Genomic DNA, 26622 nt, shown 5'->3' on the forward strand with positions numbered 1-26622 from the left:
ACGGCCCACATCTGTGGGTCGTTTTTTTATTGTGGACATCCAGCACGTCAATCCGCATTCATCAGGGCCGCGATCTTTCCGACTCCCTTGCTGAACCTCTCCGGTGGAACGATCAGGCTCACGACGATCCTCTCCTCTTGGGACATCCCGTAGAAGGCGCCGGGATGCACCACAACGCTCTCGCTTTGCAGTAGGCTCTCAGCTCCAATCCCGATTCTTGGCAATCGCATCACTGCACTCCATCCAGCATCCGCATGAAGGACATTGAGTTTTTTAGTCTTTATATTCCCGAGATTTACCGCAGCTCTTTCAAGGATTTGTTTCTGAATCTGGAATCGTCCCTCCATCCATTGCGGCAGCGCAAACTGAGCGGGGGCATTCATCGAGAGGAAGGTATCGCCAATCACCTCCAGCCGCGACAAGGCGGTGCGGCGATTCGCCTCGGCCCCGAAGACAGCAATCCATCCAACTTTCATCTGGGGCAACCCGGCAATCTTGCTCATGCCGCTCAGAACAAACGTCAACACGGGATGGGGCCCCTTGGCGAAACTATCGAGACGAGTCGCCCCTAGCGGATAATCAAGAAAGACCTCATCGACGATCAGCGCCAGACCGTGCCTCGCGCAAATCTCCTCCAGACGCCGGCGTTCCTCATCTGCTGTCTGGTGGCCGGTGGGATTGTTCGGATGAACTAGCACGATCGCCCGGGTACGCGGTCCAATCCTGCGCTCGAGCTCTGCGAAATCGATCCACCAACCGTAATCATAGAAGAGCGGGTAAGGACGCAATCGAACGTCCTCCAGGTCAGCCAGGAACTCGAAAAGCGGATAGCTGGGTTGCGCCACCAGCACCTCATCCCCCGCGTCGCACAATAGCCGAAAGAGATACCCGTACCCCTCGCTCGTGCTGGTGGTAAGAATCAGATCGTCCGGATCGACTGACGCTTCGTGGTCTGCGTAGTAGCCTGCGACAGCCTCTCGCGCAGACCGCATTCCTCTGGGATCAGGATCATAGACCAATGCGCGAGGATCACTCAGGGGAGAGAGAATCGCATCCGCATCATAAGAAAACCCGCAGACGGTCGGATTCGAAACGGTAAGGTCGAGCAGCTCTCGGCCTTCGGATCGTGCCTTCCGAATCGCCGCAGCAAAGGAGCTTTCTCCCAGGTCCCATCCCGTGCGTGATGAAAATCGTTGACTCACACCTTCATGCTAATGGCTTTGAAACCAGACTCCCCTACAATGGCTTTATCCATGGATGACATTCAGGCAGTTCTCTTCGACTATGGCATGGTCCTCTCCGCTCCCCCCGACCCCGCCGCCTGGCAGCGCATGCGCCAGATCACAGGCTTTGACGAAGAGACCTTGCATCGCGGCTACTGGGCCTTTCGCCACGAGTATGACCGCGGCGACCTGAACGGCCTCGCCTACTGGGAGCAAGTCGCCATAACCGCCGGAACAACCTTCACTGCAGAACAGATAACGGATCTGATCGAAGCGGATGTCGATCTCTGGACGCGGCTCAACGCCCCCATGCTCGATTGGGCGCAGAGGCTTCAGCGCGCCGGAATTCGTACCGGGATCCTCTCCAACATCGGCGACGCCATGACCGACGGACTGCTGAAGAAGTTTGATTGGATCAATGGCTTTCACCACTGCACCTGGTCCTATCGTCTTCGCGTGGCCAAACCTGAAAGCGCCATCTACAAGGCGGCCGCCGAGGGCCTCGAAACCGCGCCGGGAAACATCCTCTTCCTCGACGACAAGATCGAAAATATTCAGGCTGCTCGCGCCTCCGGAATGCACGCCATCCAGTATCGCGACCATGACTCGTTCGAGAGTGAGATGAAGGAGCATGGTCTTTCGTCCTTGCTGAATCCCGTTACAGCGACAGCGCAGTAAGGTCACCCCTTCCTTTCCATCTGTTCCCATTTTGGGAAGACACGTGACCTTTGTATCGGCATCTACGCCGGTTTCAACTCAAGTTGCATGTATCCATGGATATTGAGGGCAGGCTGCAACCAGCGATGTACCCGCAGCCACATGACCATGAAACCATCTCTGCGATCCATCCTCCCCATCGCGCCTCTCTTCAGCATCCTGCTGGCTTTGCATGTTCCGGTTCTGGCACAGAACAACACGCAGCACCTCGCCTTTGCCGGGCTTCGTGCTTTCGCGGGTAAAGGCCAGTTCAATGCGATTCAAAGCGACAGTTCAGGCAATCTGTATCTCCTGTTCGATCAGAAAGACGGCGTCCGCATCCTGAAGACGGACCCCGAGGCCACACAAATCCTCGCCGAAGTCCATATCGGCGCCCAGGGAGACATCGGTCTTGCCCTCATTCTCGATCCTGCGGGAAACGTCCTTATCACGGGAACAACGGCCTCTGGCTCGCTGCCCACTACCTCCGGGGTGCCTTTTCCCTCCCCTGCCGACACTTCGACCAACTCCTTTGTCGCAAAGTTCGACTCCGGCCTTCATCCCGTCTTCGTCACGTATGCCGGAAGCGGGCGCATGGCTTCGACAGCAATCGCCGCGACGGCGGACCGCATCTTCATCACCGGTGGAATTTATGCTCCGACGCTTCCTGTCACACCATCAGCGATTGTTCAAACGCCTGCACCCGGAAGCACCGGCAACGGCTTCGTCGAGTGCTTCAACGGCAACGGGACCTCGCTGCTGTATGCAACTTACCTGAGCGGCCTCGATGGCGACACAAACCCTGCTGCCATTGCAGCAGACGCTGAAGGTAATGCCTATGTTGTGGGCTACACCACATCTTCCGGTTATCCAACCATTAATGCAGTCGTCCCCGAGATCATCGGTGCAAACTCCGGCTTCCTCACGAAGCTCACGCCCACAGGCAACGGCATCGTCTTCTCGACCTTCATCCCCGGCCTGGGAGTCACCTCCCTCGCGCTCGATCCCGTCACACAGACACTGCTCTTCTCTGGAAGCATCGCTCCGGGCAGCTTCCCCATTGCCACTGCAACAGCGCCTATGGTGTCCATGGACTACCAGACCATGGTCCGAATGCCACTGGATGGCAGCCGCGTTCTCACTTCCGTACTGCTTGCCCCTGGGACCCAATCCGTGGTGACACCCGCTCCCAACGGAGGCGCATGGGTTGCACTTCCGCTCACCACGCCTCTTCTTCCCCTTCCGACGATCTCCGGGATCGGCAATACCGCGGCCTTTCACCTCACAGCGCAAAGCACGATCGATCAGAGCATTCGCTTTGGCGGCGCCAGCACCCAATTTTCAAGCCTTCCCGTCAATATCGCTTCCATCGCCCTTGATACCAGTGGACAGCCCATCTTTGCCGGCAACGCGGCTCCCACGACCAGCTCCAGTCTGCTCGCAAACCAGACCTACGATCTGCCGCTCCTCAGCAATCCCACCGCGGCGCTGCCCTCTTCCCTGCGCGATGCTGTACTTGCGCCGGGCTCTAACTGCGGAAGCATCTGTGCCGGCTCTGCCGCATACCTCGCGAAACTGAATCTCAGCCCCGGTCCCGCCCTAGCGCTCTCCACAGACTCCTCTCCAAACCTCGTCCTGCGCAACCTGGGATCGTCAACGGCAACAAACCTTCAGATCACTGCCTCCGGTTTTACCGTTGCACACAACTGCCCCACACAATTTGGTGCTGGCGCGGAGTGCGACATCGTTCTCACCGGAAGCGGTCCCGGCAGCATAACCGTTCAGGCATCGAACGCCACCCCACAGACGATCGCCATCCCTGCCATCGCCAGACCCGCTGTAACTGTTCTCTACTCGCCCCGCGAGATCGACTTCGGAATCGTTACTCCATCCTCTCCTCCTGTTAGTCGAGCCATTACTGTGACCAATCTCGGCTCAACGGCGGTTACAGATCCTCTCCCTGTGTCGTTTCCCGTCACTGCCAACGATGCAATCGCTCTCTCCGGTGACTGCCCCGGCTCACTCTCCTCGCAGCCGCTTCAACCCGGTGCCAGCTGCCACCTGGTCGTTAACATGTCCATGCCCTCCACCGAGACCGACAACGTCGCGTTTCAAAGCACATGGTCCTCGGGAGTCAGCTCTGTCACCCTCACCGGATATACGCAGCTAAACCCACTCAATCTCTCGGCCACGCAGATTGACTTCGGCACTCAGTTCACGGGAGGACTGCGCCTGCCTCGTTATCTCTATCTCTCGAACAACTCCACAACCTCCATCCAGCACTCGACCATCGTCCTTCCTTCGTCATCGCCCTTTACCGTCACCGACCGCTGCCCAACCCTGCTTCAACCCCACACCGTCTGCCAGCTTCAGATCGACTACGAGTCCCCCCGCACCTCTGCCGACTCCATTACCCTTTCTCTCGATCAGGGAACCAGCGTGCTTGTCACCGGCAAAACCGTCCCCCAGCCCGGAGTCGGTGGAACAACTGTGAATCCGAATCTCCTGGTAGCTCCTGCCGCAATCGACTTCCCTAATGCCGTACTCGTCACCGGAACTTCAGCCAACACGCAGACGGCAACCGTGTCGAATACAGGGACGCAGCCCTTTCCACTCAGCCTCTCGCTCTCCGGAGATTTCATCGACTCGACCAACTGCACCTCCGTGCTCGCAGGCGGGGCTTCCTGTTCCGTCGTCTTCACCTTTACCCCCTCGCAGCCCGGAGCTCGCCAGGGTCTTCTCTCCGTCTCCTCGGGAGCGGGAACAACACCTTCCTATGTGAGCCTCTCCGGAACCGCCACTACCATCCTCGCCACCAACAACGGAACACTCGATCTCGGCAGCTCAGCCATCGGTCAGCCTGTCGTCCAGTGGTACAAGATCACCCAACCCTTAAGCGAGTTGAGGGCAACGACCACCGGCGACTTCGGTGTCCTCCTCGTCGAAGACATCGGCTATGGCCATGGCCAGCCTGCGGTCTCTGCGTTCACGCCCTCCTCCGTAGGCTCCTGCACGAACTGCTGGCTCGGAGTCCAGTTCCTTCCCTCCACCGCAGGTTCCCGCAGCGCGTCCCTCGCCCTCAGCTCCAGCAGCAGCGGAGCCGTTTATACTCTCGCTCTCGCTGGCGATGGGCTTCCGCTCACCGGACTTCTACTTACTCCTGCGCAACAAGACTTCGGCCCCGTCGCAGTCCACAGCTCGAGCGCAGCCACACTCTTTACCCTAACCAATCTCACAACAGCGACCGCGAACTTCTCCCCACCCTCCACCAGCGGCAACTTCATAATCAGCAACGCGGTCAGCGGAGGCTCCACTTGTCTAGGGCCAATCCCTCCCAACGCTTCGTGCTTCGTGCAAGTCGTCTTCAAGCCCACCGGAACCGGGCCAGCCATCGGCACCCTCACCCTTGCCTCGAACGCTGGTACTGCCACTGCATCCCTTGCGGGCTTCGGCTCGCCGGACCCCGGCCTCTCCCTCAACCCCAACGCCCTGGTCTTTCACAACGTCCCCAGCCCTTCCGCTACACAACAGATCATCGGCGTCACCAATACAGGCCTGTACGACCTGCAGATCGGCTCTCCTGATTCCAGTTCCTCGAACTTCCAATCCACTACCTCCTGCAGCGCCCTCTCGCTCGGAGCTTCGTGCACGATCACCGTCACTTTCATACCCTCACAGGCCCTGGCCTCCGGCGTTCTCTCAATACCGGTCACCAGTTCGGCAGCAGGTAGTCCGCAGACGACCTATACCGTTTCTCTCACCGGCGCTTACACTGCCGAAGACAATGGCCTTCAGATTCTCCCTGGCGAGGCCGATTACGGCCCCACTCCGACCTCCACCCTTGGTCTTACTCGCCAGTTCCTCGTCAATAATCTGACCACTCAGCCGATCGCCCTTTCGCTCACGCTACCGCGACAGTTCACTCTGTTGGATAGTCCCTGCTCCACACTCGATCCCGGCGCCGCCTGCACCTTCCTGGTGTCTTTTCTTCCTCTCACAAACGGCGACATCACCGGAACCATCTTCGTGCGAGGCGTTCCAGGCGACGGCCGTCCTCTCATAAACGCCCTGGGCTACGTCAAGGGCTTCGGCAAAGGTTCAGGCTCCCTCACGATCACGGGCGACCTCCTTCCCGGCCGCATCATTCAGTTTGGCCAGGTCCCCTCCGGCCAGACCTCCACCCGCACACTTACACTCAACAACACCGGATCGACCCCGCTCACAGTGCGGCGCATCACCAGCGAATGGCCCTTCCTCTCCACCACGACCTGCGGCAGCTCTCTCCCCCCAAACACCACTTGCGCTGTCACCCTCACATACTCACCACTCAACCAGACCGCCACCGGCTCGACACCGGCCCCCTTCAACACCGATGCCGGGAGCCTCGTCATCGAGAGCGATGCCGCCTCCAGCCCGGACTTCATCGACCTCACCGGCACCGTCACACCTCTTATCGTCGCTGTTCCATCGAACAATGCGCCGCTCGTCTCATACACGATCTCTCAAAGCTCCCTCAGCTTTGCGGCCACGCCAGGTGGAGACATCTCTCCTCCTCAGACCATCACATTTACGAATTCCGGCACCACCACGCTTCATTTCAGGAACTTCGTCACTACCCCGGATTTCTCTGTCACTGGAGTCTGCCCAACCCTCGTTCCCGGTGCCAGCTGCTCGGTCACGGTCTCCTTCACACCCCAGGCTTCCTCTTCCCAAACCAGCAACACCGTCATCAGTGCGCTCGAGATCCTCTCCGACTCCAGCACCTCACTCGAATTCGTAAGCCTCCTGGGAATGGCGACGCCCTCCACCCTCGGCCTCTCACCAGCCTCGCTCGACTTCGGCACTCTGCTCGTCGGAAGATCGGCGACACTACCCATCCGCATCACCAATTCCACCAGCATCCCGGCTGTCTTCCGCAGTACCGCCATAACCGGCGATTACACAGCCAAAGGAGACTGCCCGGCCGCTGGCTCGCAACTCGCGCCTGCCAGCACCTGTACGCTCCAGGTAACCTTCAAACCGTCGCAGACCGGTACCAGAACAGGCGTGGTCTCGGTCGCCACCTCTCTGACGACACTGGCCCTTTCGGCAACCCTTACGGGTATCGGGGCTCAGTCCCAGCTTCAGATAACGCCGTCCACCCTCGCGTTTGGCGATTCTCTTCTCGGCAGCTCCGCCAGCGGAACGATCTCGCTGGTTAACATCGGAACCTCCTCGGTGAACGCCATCTCCTCCACCATCACAGGAGCCGACTACGCAATTGCGAAGCCCTGCACCACCACAGTGCTTGTCGCAGGAGCAAGCTGCGACATAACGATCGCTTTCAATCCCCACGCCATCGGAGCACGTTCGGGCAATCTTACGATCACAAGCTCCGATCCCAGCTCGCCCGTAACGATTCCCCTCACCGGCAACGGCACCGCCACTCCAACCTTCGCCTTATCCGTAGACGGCAGTGCAACCTCAGCTATTAAGGTCAAGAGCGGACAACCCGCTGGCTATCATCTTTCCCTGACCCCGCAAAACGGATACACCGGCACCATCGTCCTGAACTGCACGCCCGTCTCCGCCGGCCAATACGCAACCTGCTCGCTTTTACCCTCCAGCGTCACCTTGCTCAATGGATCTGCCCAGGCCTCGGTCGCGACCCTCAATACCGTCACGGAGGTCACGACCGCGCTACGAGTCCGCAGCGGCAGCACACAACTCGCGCTCTGCCTTCTTCCCTTTGGCATGTTCTTTTTTCGACGCAGCCGCGCAGTCCTCGCAATTGCGATCTTTACAACAGCAACCATCTTTATCTCAGGATGCGGAAGCGGAGGTACGGTCATCATCAACAAGGCCGATCCCAGCCTGCGCTATACGCCAGCCGGCACGTATCAGTACAAGGTCACCGCCACCAGCGCCGCCGGAACACCTCTCAGCCAGACGGTCATCCTCAACCTTATCGTCACCGCTCCCTAGCGGCTCTCGGTTCAAGCTCAGCGGCTCTCGTTTTTTGACGGAATCGAAACCGGGACCTGCTCCACAATCTCGATGCCGAAGCCCTGCAATGCCGGAACGTGCGTCGGCGTATTCGTCAACAGTCGAATCTTGTGAATCCCCAGGTCGGACAGGATCTGCCCTCCCAGCCCCACCTGGCGCAGTGTCCTCTGCGCGCGGTCTTCCCCACGCTCCCGTGATCGATGCTCCCGATGGAAGACCACGCGGTGCGGCGTCACGCTGCGGTCGATTCCAAAACCTGCACTTCCGTTATGCAGATACACCAGGGCTCCACGCCCAGCCTCGGCGATCATCCTGAGAGAGCTCTCCACAACCGCCCTGCAATCGCATAGCGTCGTCCCGAAGACGTCCCCGGCCAGGCAGTGGGTGTGGACCCGCACGGTTACCGGCTCGTCATCATCGACGTCTCCATAAACCATCGCAACGTGCGACTCACCTCCCTCCACTTCGCTCTCATACGCGATCACACGGAATTCACCATAGGCTGTCGGCATCAGGGACTCAGCCACGCGATGGATGTATCGCTCGTTCTGCAGTCGATAGCGTATAAGGTCCGCAACCGTCACCATTTTCAGACCGTGTTCTTCGCAGAACTTCACCAGGTCCGGTACCCGCGCCATGGTCCCATCGTCGTTCATGATCTCGCAGATCACACCGGCCGGAACCAGTCCTGCCATCCGAGCCAGATCGACAGCGGCCTCGGTCTGTCCCGCACGCACCAGAACGCCACCCTTGCGCGCTCGCAGCGGAAAGACATGTCCCGGCCGCGCCAGGTCGTGCGCGGTCGACTTCGGATCGATCGCCACCCGGATCGTGTGCGACCGGTCTGCCGCCGAGATTCCCGTGGTTACGCCTTCACGCGCTTCGACACTCTCAGTAAACGCAGTGCCGAATCGCGAGGTATTCTCCTGGGTCATCGGACCCAATCGCAGATAGTCGGCTCGCTCCTCGGTCAGGGTCAGGCAGATGAGCCCTCGCCCAAACTTTGCCATGAAGTTGATCGCCTCGGGCGTGACAAACTCGGCCGCGAGCGTAAGGTCTCCCTCATTCTCGCGATCTTCGTCATCGACTACGATGACCATCCTGCCTGCGCGTATCTCCGAAACCGCCTCACTGACCTCAGCAAACATAGCCTAGCTTCCTCCAGCATCTCTTTCGACTGCTTTCATCATACGTTTGACGCAAAAAAGAAAACGCCGCCCAGGGATTGGGCGGCGTTCTATGCTTCACGGAACCTTGTCCTACAGAGTCGACTCAATCTCAAAGCCCCAAGCTTCCAGCAGGGCCTCCGGGATGTACTTCGAGTTCTTGTTCCGGCGCGCCCATTCGCGCAGTCTGGTGGACCGGATATACTGGTCGGGCGTCAGCTTGAACTCTTTCACGACCTGCTCGAACGATGTTACCGTTGGGACGACGGGACCAATCGGCTCCGGCTTGCCCCAGTTCGGATTTCCACGACGTTTCGCCATAGTGTGCAAGGACCTCTTTAAGTGTGTTGTGCCTGCTTCTTCCTTCGTCTCGAAATAAAAGGACGACAGGGCACAATCTTTATTTTACGCCATTTAATCCTTGAAAATCAAGGGACTTCCGGTTATGCTCCCAATCCCGGCAGGTAGGTGCGATCCTCTTTTGTTGCCTCAGTTATGCAGCACCTCGGCATAGAATTTCGCCATATCCGCCTTCATCTCTTTCAGAGCATCCACATTCAGGTAAACCATGTGTCCGGCAGGATAGTAACCGAACTCAACGTTACCAACCAGCTTCGACGGAAGGCTCATATGGCTCAGGTCGTATTCGGTTGCGAAAAATGGCGTTGCCAGATCAAAGTATCCATTGGCCGAGAACACTCGCAGCCTGGGGTTCTTCCGCATGGCATCGGCCAGATCTACAGCAGTATCAGGACTGGACTGCTCTCCCCTCCCCGGCCCCGCCACATGATGCTTGAACTCCCACGCCTGACTGACACCTGGGCCTGAGGTGTAATACGGTTCCTGACTCATGTACTTCAGCTCTCGTTGAATATAGTCATGAAACGCCCCGACGAAGACTCCGCTGATGCCGGTGTCCGATGGGTCAAAGCCCGGACTTTCCCCCGCGGCATCAGAATCCCACCCCATAAAACGGGCGTCGTAGCGGCCTAACGTGCGATCGTCGTCCCGCAGCAACTCCTTGCGAAACCGCGCCGCAGCGACCCTCAGCTTCGCCTCGCGAACGTACTCCACCTTCAGCCCGGTAAAGGCCGCGATCCGGGCGGCAATGGCCTCAAACTCTGCCTGCGGTAGACGGTCTCCCTGAGCAAGCGCCTGCGCGTACGGACCCCGTGCAAACTCCCGCGCCTGCTGCACCCAATTAGCCATCGTCTCCGTCGTCTTCACTTTTTTGTAGTAGTAACCGATCGCCGCAAACGAGGGGAAATATCCAATGGATTCATTATCATACCCAGGATTTCTAATGCTGTAGTTGAGGATTGAAGAGAGCAGCACCACTCCATTGAATGGAACGCCATCATTTTGCAGCGCCGCTACCAATCCTGCAGAGCGCGTCGTGCCATAGGACTCCCCGAAGAGGAACTTCGGCGAGGTCCACCGCTGGTTCGCAGTGATGTAGCGCTCAATGAACCTGCGGAAGGCCTGGATGTCCTGATCGGTCCCGGCAAAATCCTTTACGGTCCCCTTGCCCACAACGCGCGAAAATCCGCATAGCGGAGCATCGATAAAGACCAGATCGCTCTTATCCAGAAGACTGTATTCGTTCTGAACCCAGGCATAGGGTGCAGGGCCACTCGCCTCGGGACTTCGGGTCACCACGCGAACCGGACCGAAAGATCCCATGTGCAGCCAGATGGTCGCCGCTCCTGGACCGCCGTTATAGAAAAAAGTCACCGGGCGGGTTTTCGCATCCACTCCATCTTGCGTGTACGCGGTATAGAAGAGGCTGGCGTTGGGCCTGTCCTGATCGTCACGGATCAGAAGGTTCCCAGCCGTCGCCGTATAGTGGATCACCTGCCCACCCACGGTCAGGTCATGCTTCGTAACGGAAGTAGTCTCCGGAGGTATGGGAACTCCGGCCTCTTCTTTATGCCTCTCGTCCTGGCCCTTCGGATCCGGGTTCGTCGCCCGAGTGTCTTGTCCGTAAGCCATGGCTCCGGTCACTACCATCGCCGCCAATACTATCGCCCGCGCCGGACGCAATCGCTTGCACACGTTCAATCGAGGATCCCCTGTAAGCCAACATTGCTTTCTCGGATACCTCCATCATAACCGGCGGACTTATCTTCGGTTCCCCTAAACAGCCGTATCCAGACGAAAGGACTCCTTGTACGGCACGACTGGATACCCCTTCGCTTTCCACGCAGCCAGTCCGCCGCGCAACAGCTTTACCTTGCGAAATCCAAGCGACAGCCCGTGCCGAACGATCTCCCGGCTGGTCTTCTGCCCCTCGCACGTGCAGTAGAGCACTGCATCCGTATCCGCCGGAATCAGCGAAGGATTGGCAAGCACCTCTTTCGGTGGAATCCGCTTCGCTCCCGGAATCATCTCCGAGTACGCCAGCACGTCCAAAGGTTGGCGCACATCGAATACCTCGATCTTCGCTTTCGATTCCAGTAAATCGCGCAGAGCATCGGCGTCAATGGTATGTCCATCAATCTCGCGGAGACGCCGCGCCCGCAATCTCCAGAACACCACGCCAATAACCGCGATCACCGCCGCCACCACCAACGATACTGCAGTCGCAAACAGCATGATCTGCTCCTTTCCCTGCCTCCTGGCCGGCCTTCCTCTACTTATGTTGGCTGGTATTCAGATTCCCGAACGGCCCGTTGGATTCCGAAGGCAGCCGGAAAAGATCTCATGGTAACCTGTTCCCGAATCTCGGGGCACTCCCCGATTCAGGCTTGTAGCTTCCTTCCATTGAAAGAGTAGCGCCATGCCCGCAGCCTGCAGATTCCGTATCCTAATCCTTTTCCTGGGCTTCGCGGCCGCGACTCAGACCCATGCACAACAAGGCGCACCACCCGCAGCAATAGATGGGCCCTCACCGCAAAAAACCGCAGTCCGTTCCAATCCCGACGCAAACGGCATCTATCACATCGGCGATGGCGTTACCGCACCAAAGCTCATCTACTCCGTCGAACCCGAGTTCTCCGAACAAGCCCGCAAGCGAAAGATCAGCGCCGATATTTCGGTGAAGTTTATCGTTGAAACAGACGGTCACCTCCGCGACATCCAGGTAACCCAGTCCACCGGGCGGCCCAATAAAACCCAGAAAGACCGCGACGCCCTTCACTCCATGGAACCCAAAGCCATCGAAGCCGTCCAAGGCTACCGCTTCGAGCCAGCCACTCTGCGAGGCAAACCTGTCCCCTGCTGGATGACCGTAGAAGTCAACTTCCAGATCTTCTGAAGACAACTAGCCTGTCGATCTCCTCTCCGTCCCGAATCCTTCGAAGCTGTCGTTTCAAATGCCTTGTCGGATCTTTCGGTCCAGCCTCATCGTCCTCCTCTTCATGATCGTCCAGCTTTTCCTGGACAACGTACCTGACCTGCGGCTCGGCGAGCGCCTGCAGATGATGCAGTGCGTTTCCCAGCATTGCAGCCTGGGGATAAAAGCCGCGCCGCAGCGTTCCAGCGCGTCTTCTCTTCCTCCAAAGATATCTTCGAGCAAAGAACACGCAGCCAAACCAAAACCCTGTTGTCAGCAAGAACGCGCCGAATATCTCCATGACCTTCCCACTCGCGCAAAAATCCGCACAACGAAAATCAGCGCGTCTGCCAGAGCAACTGGCGCGCACCGCACACGATCGATTCAGGATTTATGCGATTGAAGGAGGAGGACGCTGATACAACAAGTCGAAGACGGGAGCCTGTGGCAGCAACTCCGCAACCGACTCTGAGACAGTCCAGAGGGAAGACGGTACCTCTACCACTCCGAACAAAGCATCGGGAACAAGCACGACGAGAGCGATCACATCGCCAGACGGAGCTCCGGCGTGCACAAGCAACAACAGCAATCCAATGACAACCGCAATCGCAGCTGTCACTCTCAGAAAGCTCTGTCGCCTCTCCATGCTCATGGCCTGAAGTATAGCGATACTGCAAGCCTCAACCCGTAGCTCTCCATATTCTTCGTCCTCTTCCACATCACCGCAGCAGGCAAACAATATGCGAAGATGACCCAAGGCCTATGGACTCCTCTTCCCTCTCCGATCTCCTCCACAGGACCTTCGGCTTCTCCGGCTTTCGCGCCAACCAGGAGGCCGTCTGCCGCGCCGCCACCGATGGCCGCGACGTTCTGCTCGTCATGCCCACCGGAGCGGGAAAATCTCTCTGCTACCAGCTTCCCGCGCTCGCTCGCGGAGGCACCGCCCTCGTCATCTCTCCGCTCATCGCCCTCATGGACGATCAGGCCGCCAAGCTCTCCGCGCTCGATCTCCGCGTCGCCCGCATCCACTCCGGGCTCTCGCGCGAAGACTCTAGACAGGCCTGCCGCGACTATCTCGACGGCGCACTGCAATTCCTTTTCATCGCTCCTGAACGGATGCGCGTCCCCGGCTTTCCCGAGATGCTGGCCAAACGCAAGCCCGCCCTGATCGCCATCGACGAGGCCCACTGCATCTCGCAATGGGGCCACGATTTTCGCCCCGATTACCGCACCCTCGGCGATTACCTTCCTTCCCTGCGCCCCGCGCCGGTCATTGCGCTCACCGCCACCGCCACCCCCACCGTCCAGCACGACATCGCCACCCAGCTTCGCCTGCATGACCCCGCGCTCTTCATCCACGGCTTCCGCCGCCACAACCTCGCCATAGAGGTCGTCGAGCTCTCCAAGCCGCGCCGTAACCAGTTCGCGACCAACCTGCTCAAGTCTGCTGAAAATCGCCCCGCCATCGTCTACGCGCCATCGCGCAAGGCTGCCGAAGAATTAGCCTCGCAGCTGGGTGGCAGCGCCGCGGCCTATCACGCCGGGCTCGATCCAGCCACGCGCGAGCGCGTTCAGCGCCACTTCCTCTCCGGAAAGCTCGAGGTGGTCGTCGCCACCATCGCCTTCGGCATGGGCATCGACAAGTCCAACGTCCGCACCGTCATCCACACCGCCCTTCCCGGCTCGGTGGAGGCCTACTACCAGGAGATCGGGCGCGCTGGACGCGACGGTCAGCCCTCCCGCACCGTGCTCCTGCACTCCTTCGCAGATCGCAAGATGCACGAGTTCTTCCTCGAGCGCGACTACCCTGCTCCCACCGAGCTCTCCCGCCTCGCCCGAATCCTCACTCCCGAATTTCAGGAGCCCGACGCTCTCCGCAAACGCCTCCACATGGATGTCGAGACCTTCGACCGTACCGCGGAAAAACTCGCCGCTCAGAACGCTGCCGCCTTCGACATCGCCGGCAACCTTCGAGCCACGGAAAACAAGAACTGGCAGACCGGCTATGACCGGCAGCTCGCCTTTCGCCGAGCCCAGATCGACCGCATGGCCCGCTTCGCCGAAACCCCGCAGTGCCGCATGACCGCACTCATCCAGCACTTCGGCGACACCACCGACGGCCAGCGCCCCTGCGGCCACTGCGACTTCTGCTCCCCCGAACGCGCCCAGGCGCAGAGCTTCCGCCAGCCCACCCAGCAGGAGGATCGCCAGCTCCGCTCCATCCTCCGCGCACTCGACGGCGCTCCGCCACGCGCCACCGGAAAACTCCACACCGACCTTGCCCTCGGCATCGACCGCAAGCAGTTCGACGTCTACCTCAACGCGCTGGCCAGATCTGGTCTCATTACCCTCACCACCGACACCTTCACCAACGCCGAAGGCAACGTCATCAACTTCAAGCGCGCCTCCCTCACCCACGAGGGCCGCACTCGCGACGAAAGCGAAGACCTCGCCACCCTCCTTCCGGCTGAAGACCAGACATACTCATCCTCAAAGACAAAACGTCGCAAACAAACCGGTGGTGCAGGTCGCAGCTCTGATTCTTCAGCGGAGTCATCTCGACCCGATGCCCGAAGGGCTGGAGCGGAGAGATCGGCGTCTCCGATGACGCCCGAACAACAGGAGCTCGACCAACACCTCCGCGCATGGCGCAAAGCCGAAGCGGCCAAAACCGGCAAGCCCGCCTTCATCGTCTTCGGCGATGCAGTCCTCAAAAACATCGCCCAGGCCCACCCCGCCACCCTGGCCGAGCTGCAGCAAATCTCCGGCATAGGTCCAGACAAAGCAGACCGCTACGGCGCGGCCGTAATCGCCATCTGCCGCGGCAGCGAAGTTTCTGTTGCGGAGTCACATCCGTCTTCCCAAACATCATCTCGGCCGGAGGCGCGCGGCCTTATCGCGCGCCGGAGCGTAGAGATCCCTGTATCTCGACAACATCATCCCGCACCAGAGCAGCTCCGCGCCGCTCCCCATTCCGCTCCGAAACCAGAAGAAAACCTTCTCACCACCGCCCAGCAGCTTCTCGATCAACGCCTCCGCGACTGGCGCAGCTCTGAAGCAGAACGTCTCGGCCTTCCGCAATTCTTCGTTCTCGGAACCTCCACGCTCCGCAACATCGCGATCCAACGCCCCCGCACCCTCTCCGAGCTCAAAACCATCGACGGCGTCTCGCTTGAGAAGGCCGAGAAGTTCGGCTCGAGCATTCTCGAGCTCTGCAGCGTCTGACTACTTCACCGCGTCTTTGACCGGTCGTCCCGCCTGCTTCTCTTCCCCATTCCAGTCCAACCCCAGATACTTCGCCAACGTAGCCGCTACCTGGCTCTGCGTCACCGCAGGCACATTGGTCCGCAGACCCCGCGCGGGAACTCCGCGTCCCATAAAACCCATGAAGATGTACTTCGACTCCGGAATCTTCTGCCCGTGGGACTTCCATTCCTCAGGAGCCGGTCCCCGGCCATGATCCACCAGGAAGATCATCGTTGTCTTGCCCTTGTACTCCGGCATCGACTGCAAGGTCTCCCACAGCTGCTTCATATATCCATCTACCCGGTGCGCCGACTCCAGATACTCCCCATAGTTCCCCGCATGCGCCCAGTCGTCCGTCTCTCCCAGCGATAAAAACACCACACGCGGCTTCTTCTCGCGGATGTACTCCATCGCGGTATAAAACGTCGTAGCGTCGAAAGACTCATCGTCCCAGAACCGAGGTGAGTTGGCCTTCACCTCGTTCAGAAGATCCATCTTCGCTGTCATTGGATGAATCTCCATCGGCCTGTATCCCACGTTCACGGTGCAGCCGCAGCGCTCGGCGTTCACAATATTCGAGATCGTCTCCCACGCTCCGAATGCTGCCACCTTCCCCTTCAACTCTGGCTGGCGGTTCAACCATTCCAGCACCGTCACATTTGGATTCGGCTTGTCGTCATTGGAATCGATTCTCGGGTCGCCATGCCCCGTCAGCGTCTCGCTATACCCCGGATAGGAGAAGTTGAATCCATTCGTTACATAGGCGTCGGAGCCTGCGTCCCGATCCCCATAGATCTGTCCCTGGGGAATGAAGGTATTCCACAAAAACGGCATCAGCTTCTGCCGCCGCTCTTCGGCTGTCCCCGCAAGATACTTCTGGCGTAATGCATCCACACTGCGTCCGTCGTAGTAGCGTTCCTTGGTTAGAAGACTCTCGTCGGCCCCGCGAAAAATCTCCTGCCAGCGCATTCCATCCGTCATCACCAGCACCACTCTCGCGTCGTTGGCGGTCTGCGCCCACGCAGCAACTCCCCACGCCAACATCATTCCCAGCAACCCCGTCTTCCAGCGATACACTTTCAACCCTCCAAAAGATTCGCTGCCATACTCTCAGATTGAACGCCCGGATGCACCCCGCAACAGGCAGCCATTGTGCTACGTTTCATTCAGCAATGACCTCTCCCAACGCAACCCGCCACTCCCCTATCTCGATGGAGGGCACCCCCACCATCGATGAGCGAGCCAATCACTGCTTCGGGTGTGGGCCTGAGAATCCGCAAGGACTTCATCTCGCCTTCACCACGAACACAGAAGCCCCTGGCCACCCTGTAGCCACTACTCATTTCCAACTGGATCGGCTTCATGAAGGTCCGCCCGGCTATGTTCACGGCGGCATTGTGGCAACTCTGCTCGACGAGGCGATGAGCAAGCTCAATCGCCCTCTCGATGTCCTCGCAGTCACTCGCCACATGGAGGTCGACTACCTCAAGCCGGTCCCTCTCTTCCGGCCGCTCATCCTGACCAGCCGGCATCTCCGCCGGGAAGGGCGCAAGCTCTTCCACCAGGCCGAAATTCTCTCTCCGGAAGGCGTCGTTCTCGCCAGGGGCAACGGAGTCTTCATCGAGATCGATAAAGCCATCCTGGCCCGCATCGGTCTCACCGGGCCTGAAGACTAAACCTCAGACTCTTCCCAATACCCCTGGTCACGTAGAAAGTACTTATCGTTCCAGCTGTGCATCATGGTCTTGAAGAACATCCAGACCATCCTTCCATGCCCCACCTTCCGGAACCTGCGATTGGTCGTCCAAATCTTCCCGCGCACAATCCGGAAGCGCGTCCTGGCAACGCCTTTCGACAACAGATAGTCCTCGGCAAAAAGCGCCTTTTCGTTGAATCCACCCAGCGCCCAGAAGGCCTCACGGTCGAACAGCATGAACATTCCCGTCGCGAACGGCTTTAGCACCGCTCCTATTCGCTGCATGAAGTTATTTCCCATGTAGAGAACATCGTCGAAGAAGCTCCCATGGCGGCACGCGATGTTCGTCGTCACCAGGTGCAGCTTTCTCTTCCGCATTCTCCAGAGAGCCCGCCGCAGCAACGTCGACTCCGACAACTCCACGTCCGCATCCAGGAACAGCACATAAGGAGTCGTCGCCAGCCTCGCTCCGGCATTCCGGCCCACCGAAGGCAATCCTCCGTCGATCACCTCAACCGCAAGCCGGTCCCGAAAGCTGAGCGCCACCTCTACCGTGCCGTCCGTTGAACCCGCATCCGCGACGATCACCCGGGTCTCCGCAATCCCCTCATAATCCTGCCTTGCCAGCGAACCCAGCAACTTTGGCAGCATCTTCGCTTCATTCTTTGCCGGAATCACGATCGTAAGCTCAGCGCCCATCCTACCTCCGAAACCCTTTACACCGTTCCCTCTCGCAGCTTGAGGCTCCTCCCAAGCCAGTTGCGTGAATGCTGTTTGAAAATTCCGCAAAATCCTCCCCTTCAGGATTCCTTTGATTAACCTCAACTCCGCTCTTCATACAGGTGAAACAAACTGCTAAACTTAAGTTTCCCGCCGCAACCTTCTACAACTTCAAGACGGAACCGCGGCTCCCAAGGAGAATCGTCATGGCAACCCACACCACCAACGGCAATCTCGGATCTTCCTCTCTCCGCCTCAAGACCGGCCTCGCTGAGATGCTGAAAGGTGGCGTCATCATGGACGTCATGAACGTCGAGCAGGCCCGCATCGCCGAAGAGGCCGGCGCCACCTCCGTCATGGCGCTCGAGCGCGTTCCCGCCATGATCCGGGCCGAGGGCGGCGTCGCCCGCATGGCTAACCCCAAGCTTATCAAGGAGATCATCGCCAACGTCTCCGTCCCCGTCATGGCCAAGGCCCGCATCGGCCACTTCGCCGAAGCCCAGGTCCTCCAGGAGCTCGGCGTCGACTTCATCGACGAGTCCGAGGTCCTCACCCCAGCCGACGAGACCTTCCACATCGACAAGCACGCCTTCACGACCCCCTTCGTCTGCGGAGCCCGCAACCTCGGTGAGGCCTGTCGCCGCATCGCTGAAGGCGCAGCCATGATCCGCACCAAGGGCGAGGCCGGAACCGGCGACGTCGTCCACGCCGTCCAGCACATGCGCCAGATCGTCCGCGAGATGCGCGCCCTTACGGTCCTCGACGATTCCGAGCTCTACAACGCGGCCAAGGTCCACCAGGCTCCTTACGAGATCATCAAGATGGTCGCCGCCGCCGGAAAGCTTCCTGTCCCCAACTTCTCTGCCGGCGGAATCGCCACCCCCGCTGACGCCGCCCTCATGATGCAGCTCGGCGCCGAGGCTGTCTTCGTCGGCTCCGGAATTTTCATGAAGGAACGCGCCACCCCGCTCGACGTCGAGAACGACCCCAAAGAGCGCGCCGAAGCCGTCTCCCGCGCCAAGGCCATCGTCATCGCCACCACCCACTACAACGATCCCAAGATCGTAGCCGAAGCCTCTGAGCTGGTCACCGGAACCATGAAGGGACTCGCCGCCGCCGCCCTCGAAGAGCACGAGCTCCTCCAAACCCGCGGCTGGTAAATCACCGGCACCTTCAGAAATGCGTGGGATTGTCTCCCACGCATTTTCTTTTTACCCGCCTAGTTTTTCGCTCCCGTAGCCAGCGATGAGTTCCTGTACTCTGATCCAGCTCTCCGTCCGCTCATCGAGCATGTCGAGCGGCAATGCGCCTCCACTCAGTATCTCGTCATGGAAGGTGCGGATGTCGAACTTCGCACCGAGCTGCTTCTTCGCCCTCTCGCGAAGTTCAATGATCTTGAGCTGGCCAAGCTTATAAGCGCAGGCCTGCCCGGGCCACGCGATGTATCGGTCGGTCTCCGATTGAATCAGCGGTTCGTTAACATCGTTTTCGCGCATGTACTGGACCACCTGATCACGCGACCAACCCTTCGCATGGATGCCCGTATCGACAACCAGGCGAACGGCCCGAAAGAGCTCAGAGTTCAAACGGCCATAATCGCTAACCGGGTCCTGGTAAAAGCCCACCTCCTTGCCAAGCTCTTCCGCATACAGCGCCCAGCCTTCCGTATAGGCAGGCGCATTGATGTGGAGACGGAACTTTGGCAAGCCCTTCAGTTGCTGCTGCACCGAACGCTGCATATGATGTCCCGGAATTCCCTCGTGATAGGCGACAGCTTCATCTAATAGCAGCGTCCGGTGCGCAAAGTCGGCGACAGCGACGACAACCCGGCCGGGACGCTTACCATCCGGTGTACCGGTCTGGTAGTGCGTAGCCTCCGCAGCCTGAAAGGCCGGGATACCTTCCACCGTGACCGGACTTGTAGGAATTACCGTGAAGAGCCGCGGGAGCTGCGGTTGCATCTGGGCGATGTAGCGGCGAAAATCATCGATGATCTGTTGCTCTGACGTGGGCATCAGCTTCTTATCGCTCTGGATAGACGCGCGAAACTCAGCAAGATTCTTAAAGCCTGCCTTATGGGCAAGATCAGTCATCTCAGCGGTCAGGCGAGCCACCTCCTTCAACCCGAGCGCATGAATCTGATCGGGCGTGAGATGCGTCGTAGTCTGCGCTTGAATGTCGTTCTGGTAACGGCGCGCACCGTCCGTTAGCGATGTAACTGCGAGAGTGGTGCGGCCACGCGGAGAATAGTCGGTCGTGATGAACGCTGCGAATCTGCGATAAGCCGGGAGGACATCCTTCTCAACGGCCTCCGTGATCGCAGTAGTGAGGCGATTCTGTTCTTCCGAAGGAATGCTGGCGGGATACTTCTTCGTGGGAATCAGGAACGGATCCGTCTCGATGATTCCGTTGCACTGTCCGGGAACCTTCTCCAACAAAAACCGGACAGGCATTAAATTGTCCGTCATGCCTGTCCGGAGAACCTCGACGGTCTCGTCGAGCACACGCGGAATCTGATGGAGCCGCGCAACGTAGTCCTCATAGTGCTTCACCGAATCGAGGGGGACAGAGAGCGGGAGATCAGCAAGTTTTGTATGGACGCCATTTATCTGGTCGACCGGCATCTCATACTCTTTTAGCTCGTAGTTAGCTGAGCGCTGTTCAAGGGTGCGCTTTAGTAGCTCATGCGAGAGCAGATCCTGTTCGGAGAACCCGGCAGTTGAAATTGCATTCAGCCGGCCGAGGTACGCGACATCGGATGCATGTTCCCGCGCAACGCCTGCAAGGGAATAGTCATTAAGCCGATCGTTATAACGGTAGTCCCCGAAGACAGTGGCGCGTTCAGGAAACTCCTTCAGTTGGTCCTGGTAGTACTCCTCGAAAAGAGCGTTCTGGGCCCTCAGGCGTGCGTCTACAGTGCCCTGAGCGGTGGCACCTGGTTGAAAGACAACCATGGAGAGACAACCGAGAAAGAGAGTCGTGCTTCGGATGTTCATGCGGGCAAATTACCATACGCCGTAGTAAACGTCTCTGTTTTTGCGAAACGAATCTGGACAAAATCTTCGGCTGAACGAACGCGCCACACGCCCCCCATCGATTCCGATAGCCCTATGTATACCGAAACCCCTTTCTCACGAGCCGCGTAGTTCCGACGTCGTGATTATCATGAACTGGAGCACTCCTCCCAATCCTCGGAGCATAGAATGCCTTCAACGCGCAGAGATCTTCTGAAAAGACCAAGGAGCAATTTCTGAATGGCTGTGAGTGCATCACCTCAGATTGATCCGCAAAAGACTATAGCGAAGACGTCCGAGCGTCTTGTCTTTCTCGATGTCGTCCGAGGAATGACCATTGCCTTCATGATTCTGGTCAACAATAACGGCAACGAGCGACTTGCTTATTGGCCCTTGAAACATTCCGACTGGAATGGGTGGACGCCGACCGATCTAGTCTTCCCGACATTTCTCTTTCTGGTAGGCATCACGATTGTCCTCTCTACCGCGTCGCGAATTGCGCGCGGCGAGCCACGACTCTCCCTGTTCAGGCATGCGTTGCAGCGAGCCGCAATCCTGTTCGCCCTTGGCATCCTCATTCATGGATTTCCCAGCTATCCCCTGGCAACGCTGCGGATCTATGGCGTACTGCAAAGAATCGCCCTCTGCTACCTCGTAACAACCGTACTTTATCTCTGGAACCGGCGTGTCCTCACGCTGGTCGGCGTCTCGATGGTGTGCCTGTTCGGATACTGGATTCTCATGCGTTGGGTTCCTATTCCTCAATTCGGGGTGCCGGGGCGCGATTTTCCATTTCTCGATAAGGACATCAACTGGGTTTCCGTGGTCGATCGAAGATTGTTTCCTGGACGACTGCTGGAGAACACACGGGACCCCCTCGGGCTGATCAGCGCAATTCCAGCCATTGCAACCTGCCTCTTCGGCGTGTTTACAGGGCTCTGGCTTCGCACCGCAAGAAGCATGAAAGAGAAGGCCGCCGGTCTGCTGGCGGCAGCCATCACTGGGCTCGTTCTGGGAGCTCTATGGGGGATGTGGTTTCCCATCAACAAGAGGCTGTGGACGAGCTCCTACGTAGTGTTCGCGGCCGGGTGGACCCTCCTGATCCTGTTTATCTGTTACGTCGCGATCGAGATCAGGAAACACCAGGGAGCGTGGACCTACCCGTGGAAGGTTTTCGGATCGAACGCCATCTTCGCGTACGCATTCGCAGAACTGCTGTCCATCGTGCTGGAGGTCATCCACATTGGAGATCACCCAGTGAAGGAACTGATGTATACAAAGATCTTCGCTCCTATCGTCGATCCGGCGTTCGGCTCACTCCTCTATTCGCTCAGCTATGTTCTGGTCTGCTTTATTCCATGCCTGGTGTTATTCAGAAAACGGATCTTTATCAAGATCTAAGTGCAGATTCGATCTGGCCAGACCGGATCTACACCCATCTTTCCCCTTCTCGTCATCTCCAACGCTCGCCCGCCACTACGGCGAAGCCAATGCAGAGTGTGACCAACTGACGACAAGGGCGTTTCTCGGGATTAATCTCAAGATAGAATGGCGGGCATGAACAGACACGCAAGGCGGCTCGTCTTCCTTTTCGGCACGATTCTGGCAACTGGCCTCGCAACCCACGCCTTGGCGCAATCAGCAGAGGAGCAGGCTGTGCTGGCGCCCATCCATGCGATGTTTGACGGCATGTCAAAACGAGATGCCGCGGCGATCAAGGCGCCCACGTTGCCGGGTGGCACGATGGTGCTGATGCGCGACGGCAAGCCCGCGCAGATGACCTTGGAAGCCTTCGCGGAGCGCGTCGGCAAACCCGGTACGAACCAGATTGAAGAACGCATTCACGACCCACTGATCCGGATCGATAACGATCTCGCCGTGGTGTGGGCGCCGTTCGATTTTCTCGTCGATGGGAAAATTGATCACTGCGGAACAGATCTGTTCAACCTGGTCCGTGTGAACGGAAGATGGGTAATCGCGAGCGTTGCCGATACCGGGACGAAGAACTGCTCCGCGAAATGAAGGTTTGCGCCTTCGGCAGCACAGCACGAGTCGAATCGCAACTACTGCCCAGAACGGCGTTTCTGGGTACGTTCTCGCCATTTGAGTTTATCCTTCATATCGACCATCTGTTTGCGCGCATGCAACGCCTTAAGACATACGAAGCAAAGACGAACGCCATGACGAGAATCGGATCGAATTTAGCCCAAGTACCGCCACCGCCATTCAGTTGTGAATAGAACGCGAGTAAGAGATCGATCGAGAGAGCAGCATAAATCCACTCAGTCAAACGAGGCACATTGGGAATCAGAAGGCCCACACCGCCAAGGATGTGGGTCACGCCAATCAGAGGGATGATATAGCTCGGGTATCCGAGCTGCTGATTGGCGATCCGCCATTCGCCGGGATCGTGGATTAGATATAACCTTCCGAAGTAAACCCAGGTGAAGGCGACGAGGCCGGTTATTACCATCGCGGCTATTTGAGTTGCTCGACCTGCCCGCGCGGGTTTATCGGTTGTGCGTTTAGCTTTCATATTTAAAGTGATCCTCCTTTTTCCGGTTGAGTTGAATGGTTTAAATCGTTCTGCAATAGTCGGCCATGGCTGAGCAGCAAAGGCAGGAACCGCCGGTCGAACACGAAGCCGCTGTGGTCGCGGTTGGCTGTTCCCGCCCCTCGGGCGCTGAGGCTGTCTGCCACGGACTTACGACTTGACGGCGTTCTGTGCAGCCGCAAATACATCGCGTGCGGATGTCGTACCCGCTACGTGCTCCGTATCCGGAACTCCGAGAGCCATCCATCCCTCGTTCACGGCATCAAACATTTCTTCGGCTGGTCCGGTGTGGCCCCTTGGGACGCCGAACTGTTCGAATGTTTCCGCCCACCCTGCACGAGGGACTGCAAAGGCCTTTACGTCGAGTGCCAGAACTTTACCCAATTGCGCGGCCACTTCATCCGCGCTTACCATCGAACCCAACTCGATAACGCGATGTCCTGACCATGCCGGCCCGGTGAGAAGCGTTGCCACTTCTGCGCCGATGTCGTCTGATGCGACCATTGTCGATTTCCGGCTCGTAGGGTTGTAGAAGACCGGTAGTGTTCCGCCCTGGCCAGCCTGTAAACCGTAAAGAAAATTTTCGAAAAAGCCGCCAGCGCGCACAAATGCGACCGGAAACGGCAGGCTGAGGAGACCCTGCTCCAAGAGTGATAAGGCCGTGATCATTCCCACCCCGCTTGTTCTATTCGCGCCCATCGACGAGAGCGCAACCACCCGCGAAGGCACTACCTTGGTCAACGCCTCGACATAGTTTGCAGTCACGCCCTTTGCTTCTCTGTAATCAGGCGAGGGTGCCCATACAGACGGCAACATAACAAATGCGCCATCAATACCTTTGAGCGCGGCCGCTATGGCTGTCGCATCGTTCCAGTCTCCATCCATCAACTCAACGCCTTGATCTGCCCATTTCGCCGCTTTCTCGCGATCGCGTACAAGTGCTCGTACCTGCTTGCCCTGCTTCAGCAGATGCCGTGCCGTGGCGCCGCCAACTTTACCCGTAATACCCATGACTAAATACATGCTCGTTTTCTCCTTTTGCCTCGTATTTTGCCGTCCATCCAATGAACGACCTGACGATTAGAGGCCCATAATAACCGTTGGTTACAAATTAATCATTGGTTATTAACCAATGGTGATAAATAAACGATTGGTCGCAAAAGGCTGTCAAAAAGGCTAAACTATTGAAGTGACCTCCACATCACCAAGTCGTCGGGTAGAGCGCAAAGAGAAGTTGCGGGGCGAAATCCTTGCGGCTGCAAGCCAAATGTTTGCCGAGCGCGGCTACGAAGCTGTGACGCTTCGCGAGATCGCAAAAGCGATCGGCTATACACACGCCATGATCTATCAACATTTTCCCGACAAATGGCATATTCTTGCTGAGCTGAGCAGCGCGACGGTCGGGCTGCTGATTCAGGACTTCGACGCGATTGCCGCTAAACATTCTGCCCCGAAAGAGCGCCTCTTTGCGACTTCACGCGGCTTGATTCAGTTCTGCACTGCTCATCCACAGCAGTTTCGGAACGTCTTCTTCGGACCGGAGAACCGCAATGGCATCCGCGCCGGACAATATATCGACGACATTGGCAGGCCGTTGTTCCAACGTTTCGTACAGCTCTTTTTCAATGTTGCCAAGGATGAAGGCTTGCCAAGCAGAAATGACATCGTGGTAGCCCACACCTGGTGGTACACGATCTTCGGCCTCGCCACGCTCATGGTCATCCAGGGGGTTGTGCCTGACTTGCCTGACCAGACCCTCGTGGTCGAACAAACGATCGCAACGCTTTGGGCGGGCGTCCAGGCTGTTCCGCGATTGCCAAAGAGCGCAATTCCTAAGCGATCCGGCCGGTCCCGCGCCTCAAAGCAATAAAGTTCTCGCTTTATGCGAAATCGCCAATGCGCTCATCAAGGCCGGATTAATAATGGGAAGTCGGCATATGGGAAGTGACCTGCCGGGTGGCCCATTCATGACGCAGTCTCATCGCGGCGTGAGTGGGAAACATTCGAGCGAAGCTCGAACCCCTCTCCACGAACTTTCTCTCAAAAATTGCTTACACCCATCCCCCATCGATCACATAGCTTTGATTCGTAATCGCCGAGCTATCCTCCGAAGCCAGAAATAAGATGAGCCGCGCCACCTCTTCCGGCTCGATCAGCCTCTTCAGAGCCTGGCGCTTCAGGATCTCTGCCTTGTACTCCTCCGTAAGCCACAGCCGCTTCTGCCGCTCTGTGACGATCGCCCCCGGCATCACGCAGTTCACACGAATATTGTCTGGGCCCAGCTCATGGGCCAGCGTCCGCGTCATTCCCACAATGGCGGCCTTCGCTGTCACGTACACCGGCACATTCGTCGATGGGATCACCCAGCTGATCGATCCCATGTTGATGATCGCCCCCCGCCTCGCCTTCCGCATCACCGGAACGAACGCCTGCGTCATAAAGAACTGATGCTTCAGGTTTACGGCAATCGTAGCGTCCCAGCTCTCCGACGTGACCTCATCGATACTGTGTCGCGCGTCGTTTCCGGCATTATTCACCAGCACATCGACCGTCCCGAACTGCGCCACAATGGACGATGCCACCCCCTGCAACTCTTCGATCTTTGTCAGGTCGCATCGGTAGTAGACCGGGGCTCTCAGGCCTGTCCCTTCGATATTCCCGATCAGCCTCTTCGCCGCCTCATCCTGAAGATCGAGAAACACGACCCTGGCCCCCTGACCCGCAAATCCCTCAACGATCGCCCCACCAATGCCGCTTGCCCCGCCCGTAACCACCACCACTTGATTCTCAAGACTCGGATAAACCGCCATCCCGCTCATATCGTCCACCGACCTCCTCTATGCCGCGCCTCATAAGGTCGCGAAGACCGACCAAAAATCTCTGTCAAGCTCACATTCGTCTAACTCTAAGCAAAAGAATCGCTTTTAGTTGCCGATTCCATTCGGCAAATTCTCTATACTTTAAACAAGACCTCCAAAGAAACCAGCTGGAACTTCAGCCCGACACAGTCGGCAACGATGGAGATCAATCGGCAAGCACCAAGCTAAG

General features: G+C 58.2%; 21 protein-coding genes. 9 read left to right on the plus strand and 12 right to left on the minus strand.

Annotation, left to right across the window (positions count from 1 at the left end; translation table 11 throughout):
• Positions 1-47: 47 nt before the first annotated feature.
• The gene (locus tag AC5S26_RS12090; RefSeq protein WP_494185144.1) at positions 48-1202 is read right to left on the minus strand and encodes a pyridoxal phosphate-dependent aminotransferase; all 1155 of its coding nucleotides are present in this window, start codon (positions 1200-1202) and stop codon (positions 48-50) included.
• Positions 1203-1241: 39 nt separating this feature from the next.
• Between AC5S26_RS12090 and AC5S26_RS12095 the strand changes: the two genes are divergently transcribed.
• On the plus strand, positions 1242-1901 hold the full coding sequence (locus AC5S26_RS12095; protein WP_494185145.1) for an HAD family hydrolase: 660 nt from the start codon (positions 1242-1244) through the stop codon (positions 1899-1901).
• 147 nt (positions 1902-2048) lie between these two features.
• Entirely contained in the window at positions 2049-7883 is a 5835-nt protein-coding gene (locus AC5S26_RS12100; RefSeq protein WP_494185146.1) for a choice-of-anchor D domain-containing protein, read from the plus strand.
• Positions 7884-7900: 17 nt separating this feature from the next.
• Here the strand turns inward: AC5S26_RS12100 and ribB are convergent, their stop codons facing one another.
• From ribB to AC5S26_RS12120, 4 genes are all read right to left on the minus strand, one after another.
• Positions 7901-9052: a 3,4-dihydroxy-2-butanone-4-phosphate synthase gene (ribB, locus tag AC5S26_RS12105; RefSeq protein ID WP_494185147.1), complete on the minus strand. Its 1152-nt coding sequence runs from the start codon at positions 9050-9052 to the stop codon at positions 7901-7903.
• 111 nt (positions 9053-9163) lie between these two features.
• Positions 9164-9391, minus strand: coding sequence for a hypothetical protein (locus AC5S26_RS12110; protein WP_020713518.1), 228 nt, complete (start codon positions 9389-9391; stop codon positions 9164-9166).
• 168 nt (positions 9392-9559) lie between these two features.
• Entirely contained in the window at positions 9560-11125 is a 1566-nt protein-coding gene (locus tag AC5S26_RS12115; protein ID WP_494185415.1) for a S10 family peptidase, read from the minus strand.
• An 81-nt stretch (positions 11126-11206) separates the two neighbouring features.
• On the minus strand, positions 11207-11665 hold the full coding sequence (locus AC5S26_RS12120) for a rhodanese-like domain-containing protein (RefSeq protein WP_494185148.1): 459 nt from the start codon (positions 11663-11665) through the stop codon (positions 11207-11209).
• A gap of 184 nt (positions 11666-11849) precedes the next feature.
• Between AC5S26_RS12120 and AC5S26_RS12125 the strand changes: the two genes are divergently transcribed.
• Entirely contained in the window at positions 11850-12326 is a 477-nt protein-coding gene (locus AC5S26_RS12125) for an energy transducer TonB (RefSeq protein ID WP_494185149.1), read from the plus strand.
• A 409-nt stretch (positions 12327-12735) separates the two neighbouring features.
• Here the strand turns inward: AC5S26_RS12125 and AC5S26_RS12130 are convergent, their stop codons facing one another.
• Complete coding sequence (locus AC5S26_RS12130) at positions 12736-13101, minus strand: hypothetical protein (RefSeq protein ID WP_494185150.1); 366 nt, start codon at positions 13099-13101, stop codon at positions 12736-12738.
• A 5-nt stretch (positions 13102-13106) separates the two neighbouring features.
• Here AC5S26_RS12130 and AC5S26_RS12135 point away from each other — a divergent pair, with 5 nt between their 5' ends.
• Complete coding sequence (locus AC5S26_RS12135) at positions 13107-15569, plus strand: RecQ family ATP-dependent DNA helicase (RefSeq protein ID WP_494185151.1); 2463 nt, start codon at positions 13107-13109, stop codon at positions 15567-15569.
• Here AC5S26_RS12135 and AC5S26_RS12140 read toward each other — a convergent pair whose 3' ends face one another.
• The gene (locus AC5S26_RS12140; protein WP_494185152.1) at positions 15570-16667 is read right to left on the minus strand and encodes an alkaline phosphatase family protein; all 1098 of its coding nucleotides are present in this window, start codon (positions 16665-16667) and stop codon (positions 15570-15572) included.
• Between the two features lie 95 nt (positions 16668-16762).
• On the opposite strand from AC5S26_RS12140, the gene AC5S26_RS12145 reads away from it, so the two are divergent.
• On the plus strand, positions 16763-17266 hold the full coding sequence (locus tag AC5S26_RS12145) for a PaaI family thioesterase (RefSeq protein ID WP_494185153.1): 504 nt from the start codon (positions 16763-16765) through the stop codon (positions 17264-17266).
• Here AC5S26_RS12145 and AC5S26_RS12150 read toward each other — a convergent pair.
• A complete protein-coding gene (locus tag AC5S26_RS12150) occupies positions 17263-17985 on the minus strand; it encodes a glycosyltransferase (RefSeq protein ID WP_494185154.1) in 723 nt (240 codons plus the stop codon). The two genes, AC5S26_RS12145 and AC5S26_RS12150, sit on opposite strands and share 4 nt — an antisense overlap.
• A 227-nt stretch (positions 17986-18212) precedes the next feature.
• Here AC5S26_RS12150 and pdxS point away from each other — a divergent pair, with 227 nt between their 5' ends.
• Positions 18213-19166, plus strand: coding sequence for a pyridoxal 5'-phosphate synthase lyase subunit PdxS (gene pdxS / locus AC5S26_RS12155; RefSeq protein ID WP_494185155.1), 954 nt, complete (start codon positions 18213-18215; stop codon positions 19164-19166).
• 51 nt (positions 19167-19217) lie between these two features.
• Here the strand turns inward: pdxS and AC5S26_RS12160 are convergent, their stop codons facing one another.
• Positions 19218-21002 carry a DUF885 domain-containing protein gene (locus AC5S26_RS12160; protein WP_494185156.1) on the minus strand — a complete coding sequence of 595 codons (1785 nt, stop codon included), beginning with the start codon at positions 21000-21002 and terminating at the stop codon, positions 19218-19220.
• 258 nt (positions 21003-21260) lie between these two features.
• On the opposite strand from AC5S26_RS12160, the gene AC5S26_RS12165 reads away from it, so the two are divergent.
• Positions 21261-22421 carry an acyltransferase family protein gene (locus tag AC5S26_RS12165; RefSeq protein WP_494185157.1) on the plus strand — a complete coding sequence of 387 codons (1161 nt, stop codon included), beginning with the start codon at positions 21261-21263 and terminating at the stop codon, positions 22419-22421.
• Between the two features lie 156 nt (positions 22422-22577).
• Positions 22578-23042 (plus strand): nuclear transport factor 2 family protein, encoded by a 465-nt coding sequence (locus tag AC5S26_RS12170; RefSeq protein WP_494185158.1) that lies wholly within the window; start codon positions 22578-22580, stop codon positions 23040-23042.
• 94 nt (positions 23043-23136) lie between these two features.
• Here AC5S26_RS12170 and AC5S26_RS12175 read toward each other — a convergent pair whose 3' ends face one another.
• Positions 23137-23556: a DoxX family protein gene (locus AC5S26_RS12175; RefSeq protein WP_494185159.1), complete on the minus strand. Its 420-nt coding sequence runs from the start codon at positions 23554-23556 to the stop codon at positions 23137-23139.
• Between the two features lie 168 nt (positions 23557-23724).
• Positions 23725-24597 carry an NmrA family NAD(P)-binding protein gene (locus AC5S26_RS12180; protein ID WP_494185160.1) on the minus strand — a complete coding sequence of 291 codons (873 nt, stop codon included), beginning with the start codon at positions 24595-24597 and terminating at the stop codon, positions 23725-23727.
• A gap of 211 nt (positions 24598-24808) precedes the next feature.
• Between AC5S26_RS12180 and AC5S26_RS12185 the strand changes: the two genes are divergently transcribed.
• Complete coding sequence (locus tag AC5S26_RS12185) at positions 24809-25444, plus strand: TetR/AcrR family transcriptional regulator (RefSeq protein ID WP_494185161.1); 636 nt, start codon at positions 24809-24811, stop codon at positions 25442-25444.
• Between the two features lie 181 nt (positions 25445-25625).
• Here the strand turns inward: AC5S26_RS12185 and AC5S26_RS12190 are convergent, their stop codons facing one another.
• Positions 25626-26393: an SDR family NAD(P)-dependent oxidoreductase gene (locus AC5S26_RS12190; protein ID WP_494185162.1), complete on the minus strand. Its 768-nt coding sequence runs from the start codon at positions 26391-26393 to the stop codon at positions 25626-25628.
• Between the last annotated feature and the right edge of the window lie 229 nt (positions 26394-26622).

Source organism: Edaphobacter sp. FHG110511_03, assembly GCF_059115365.1.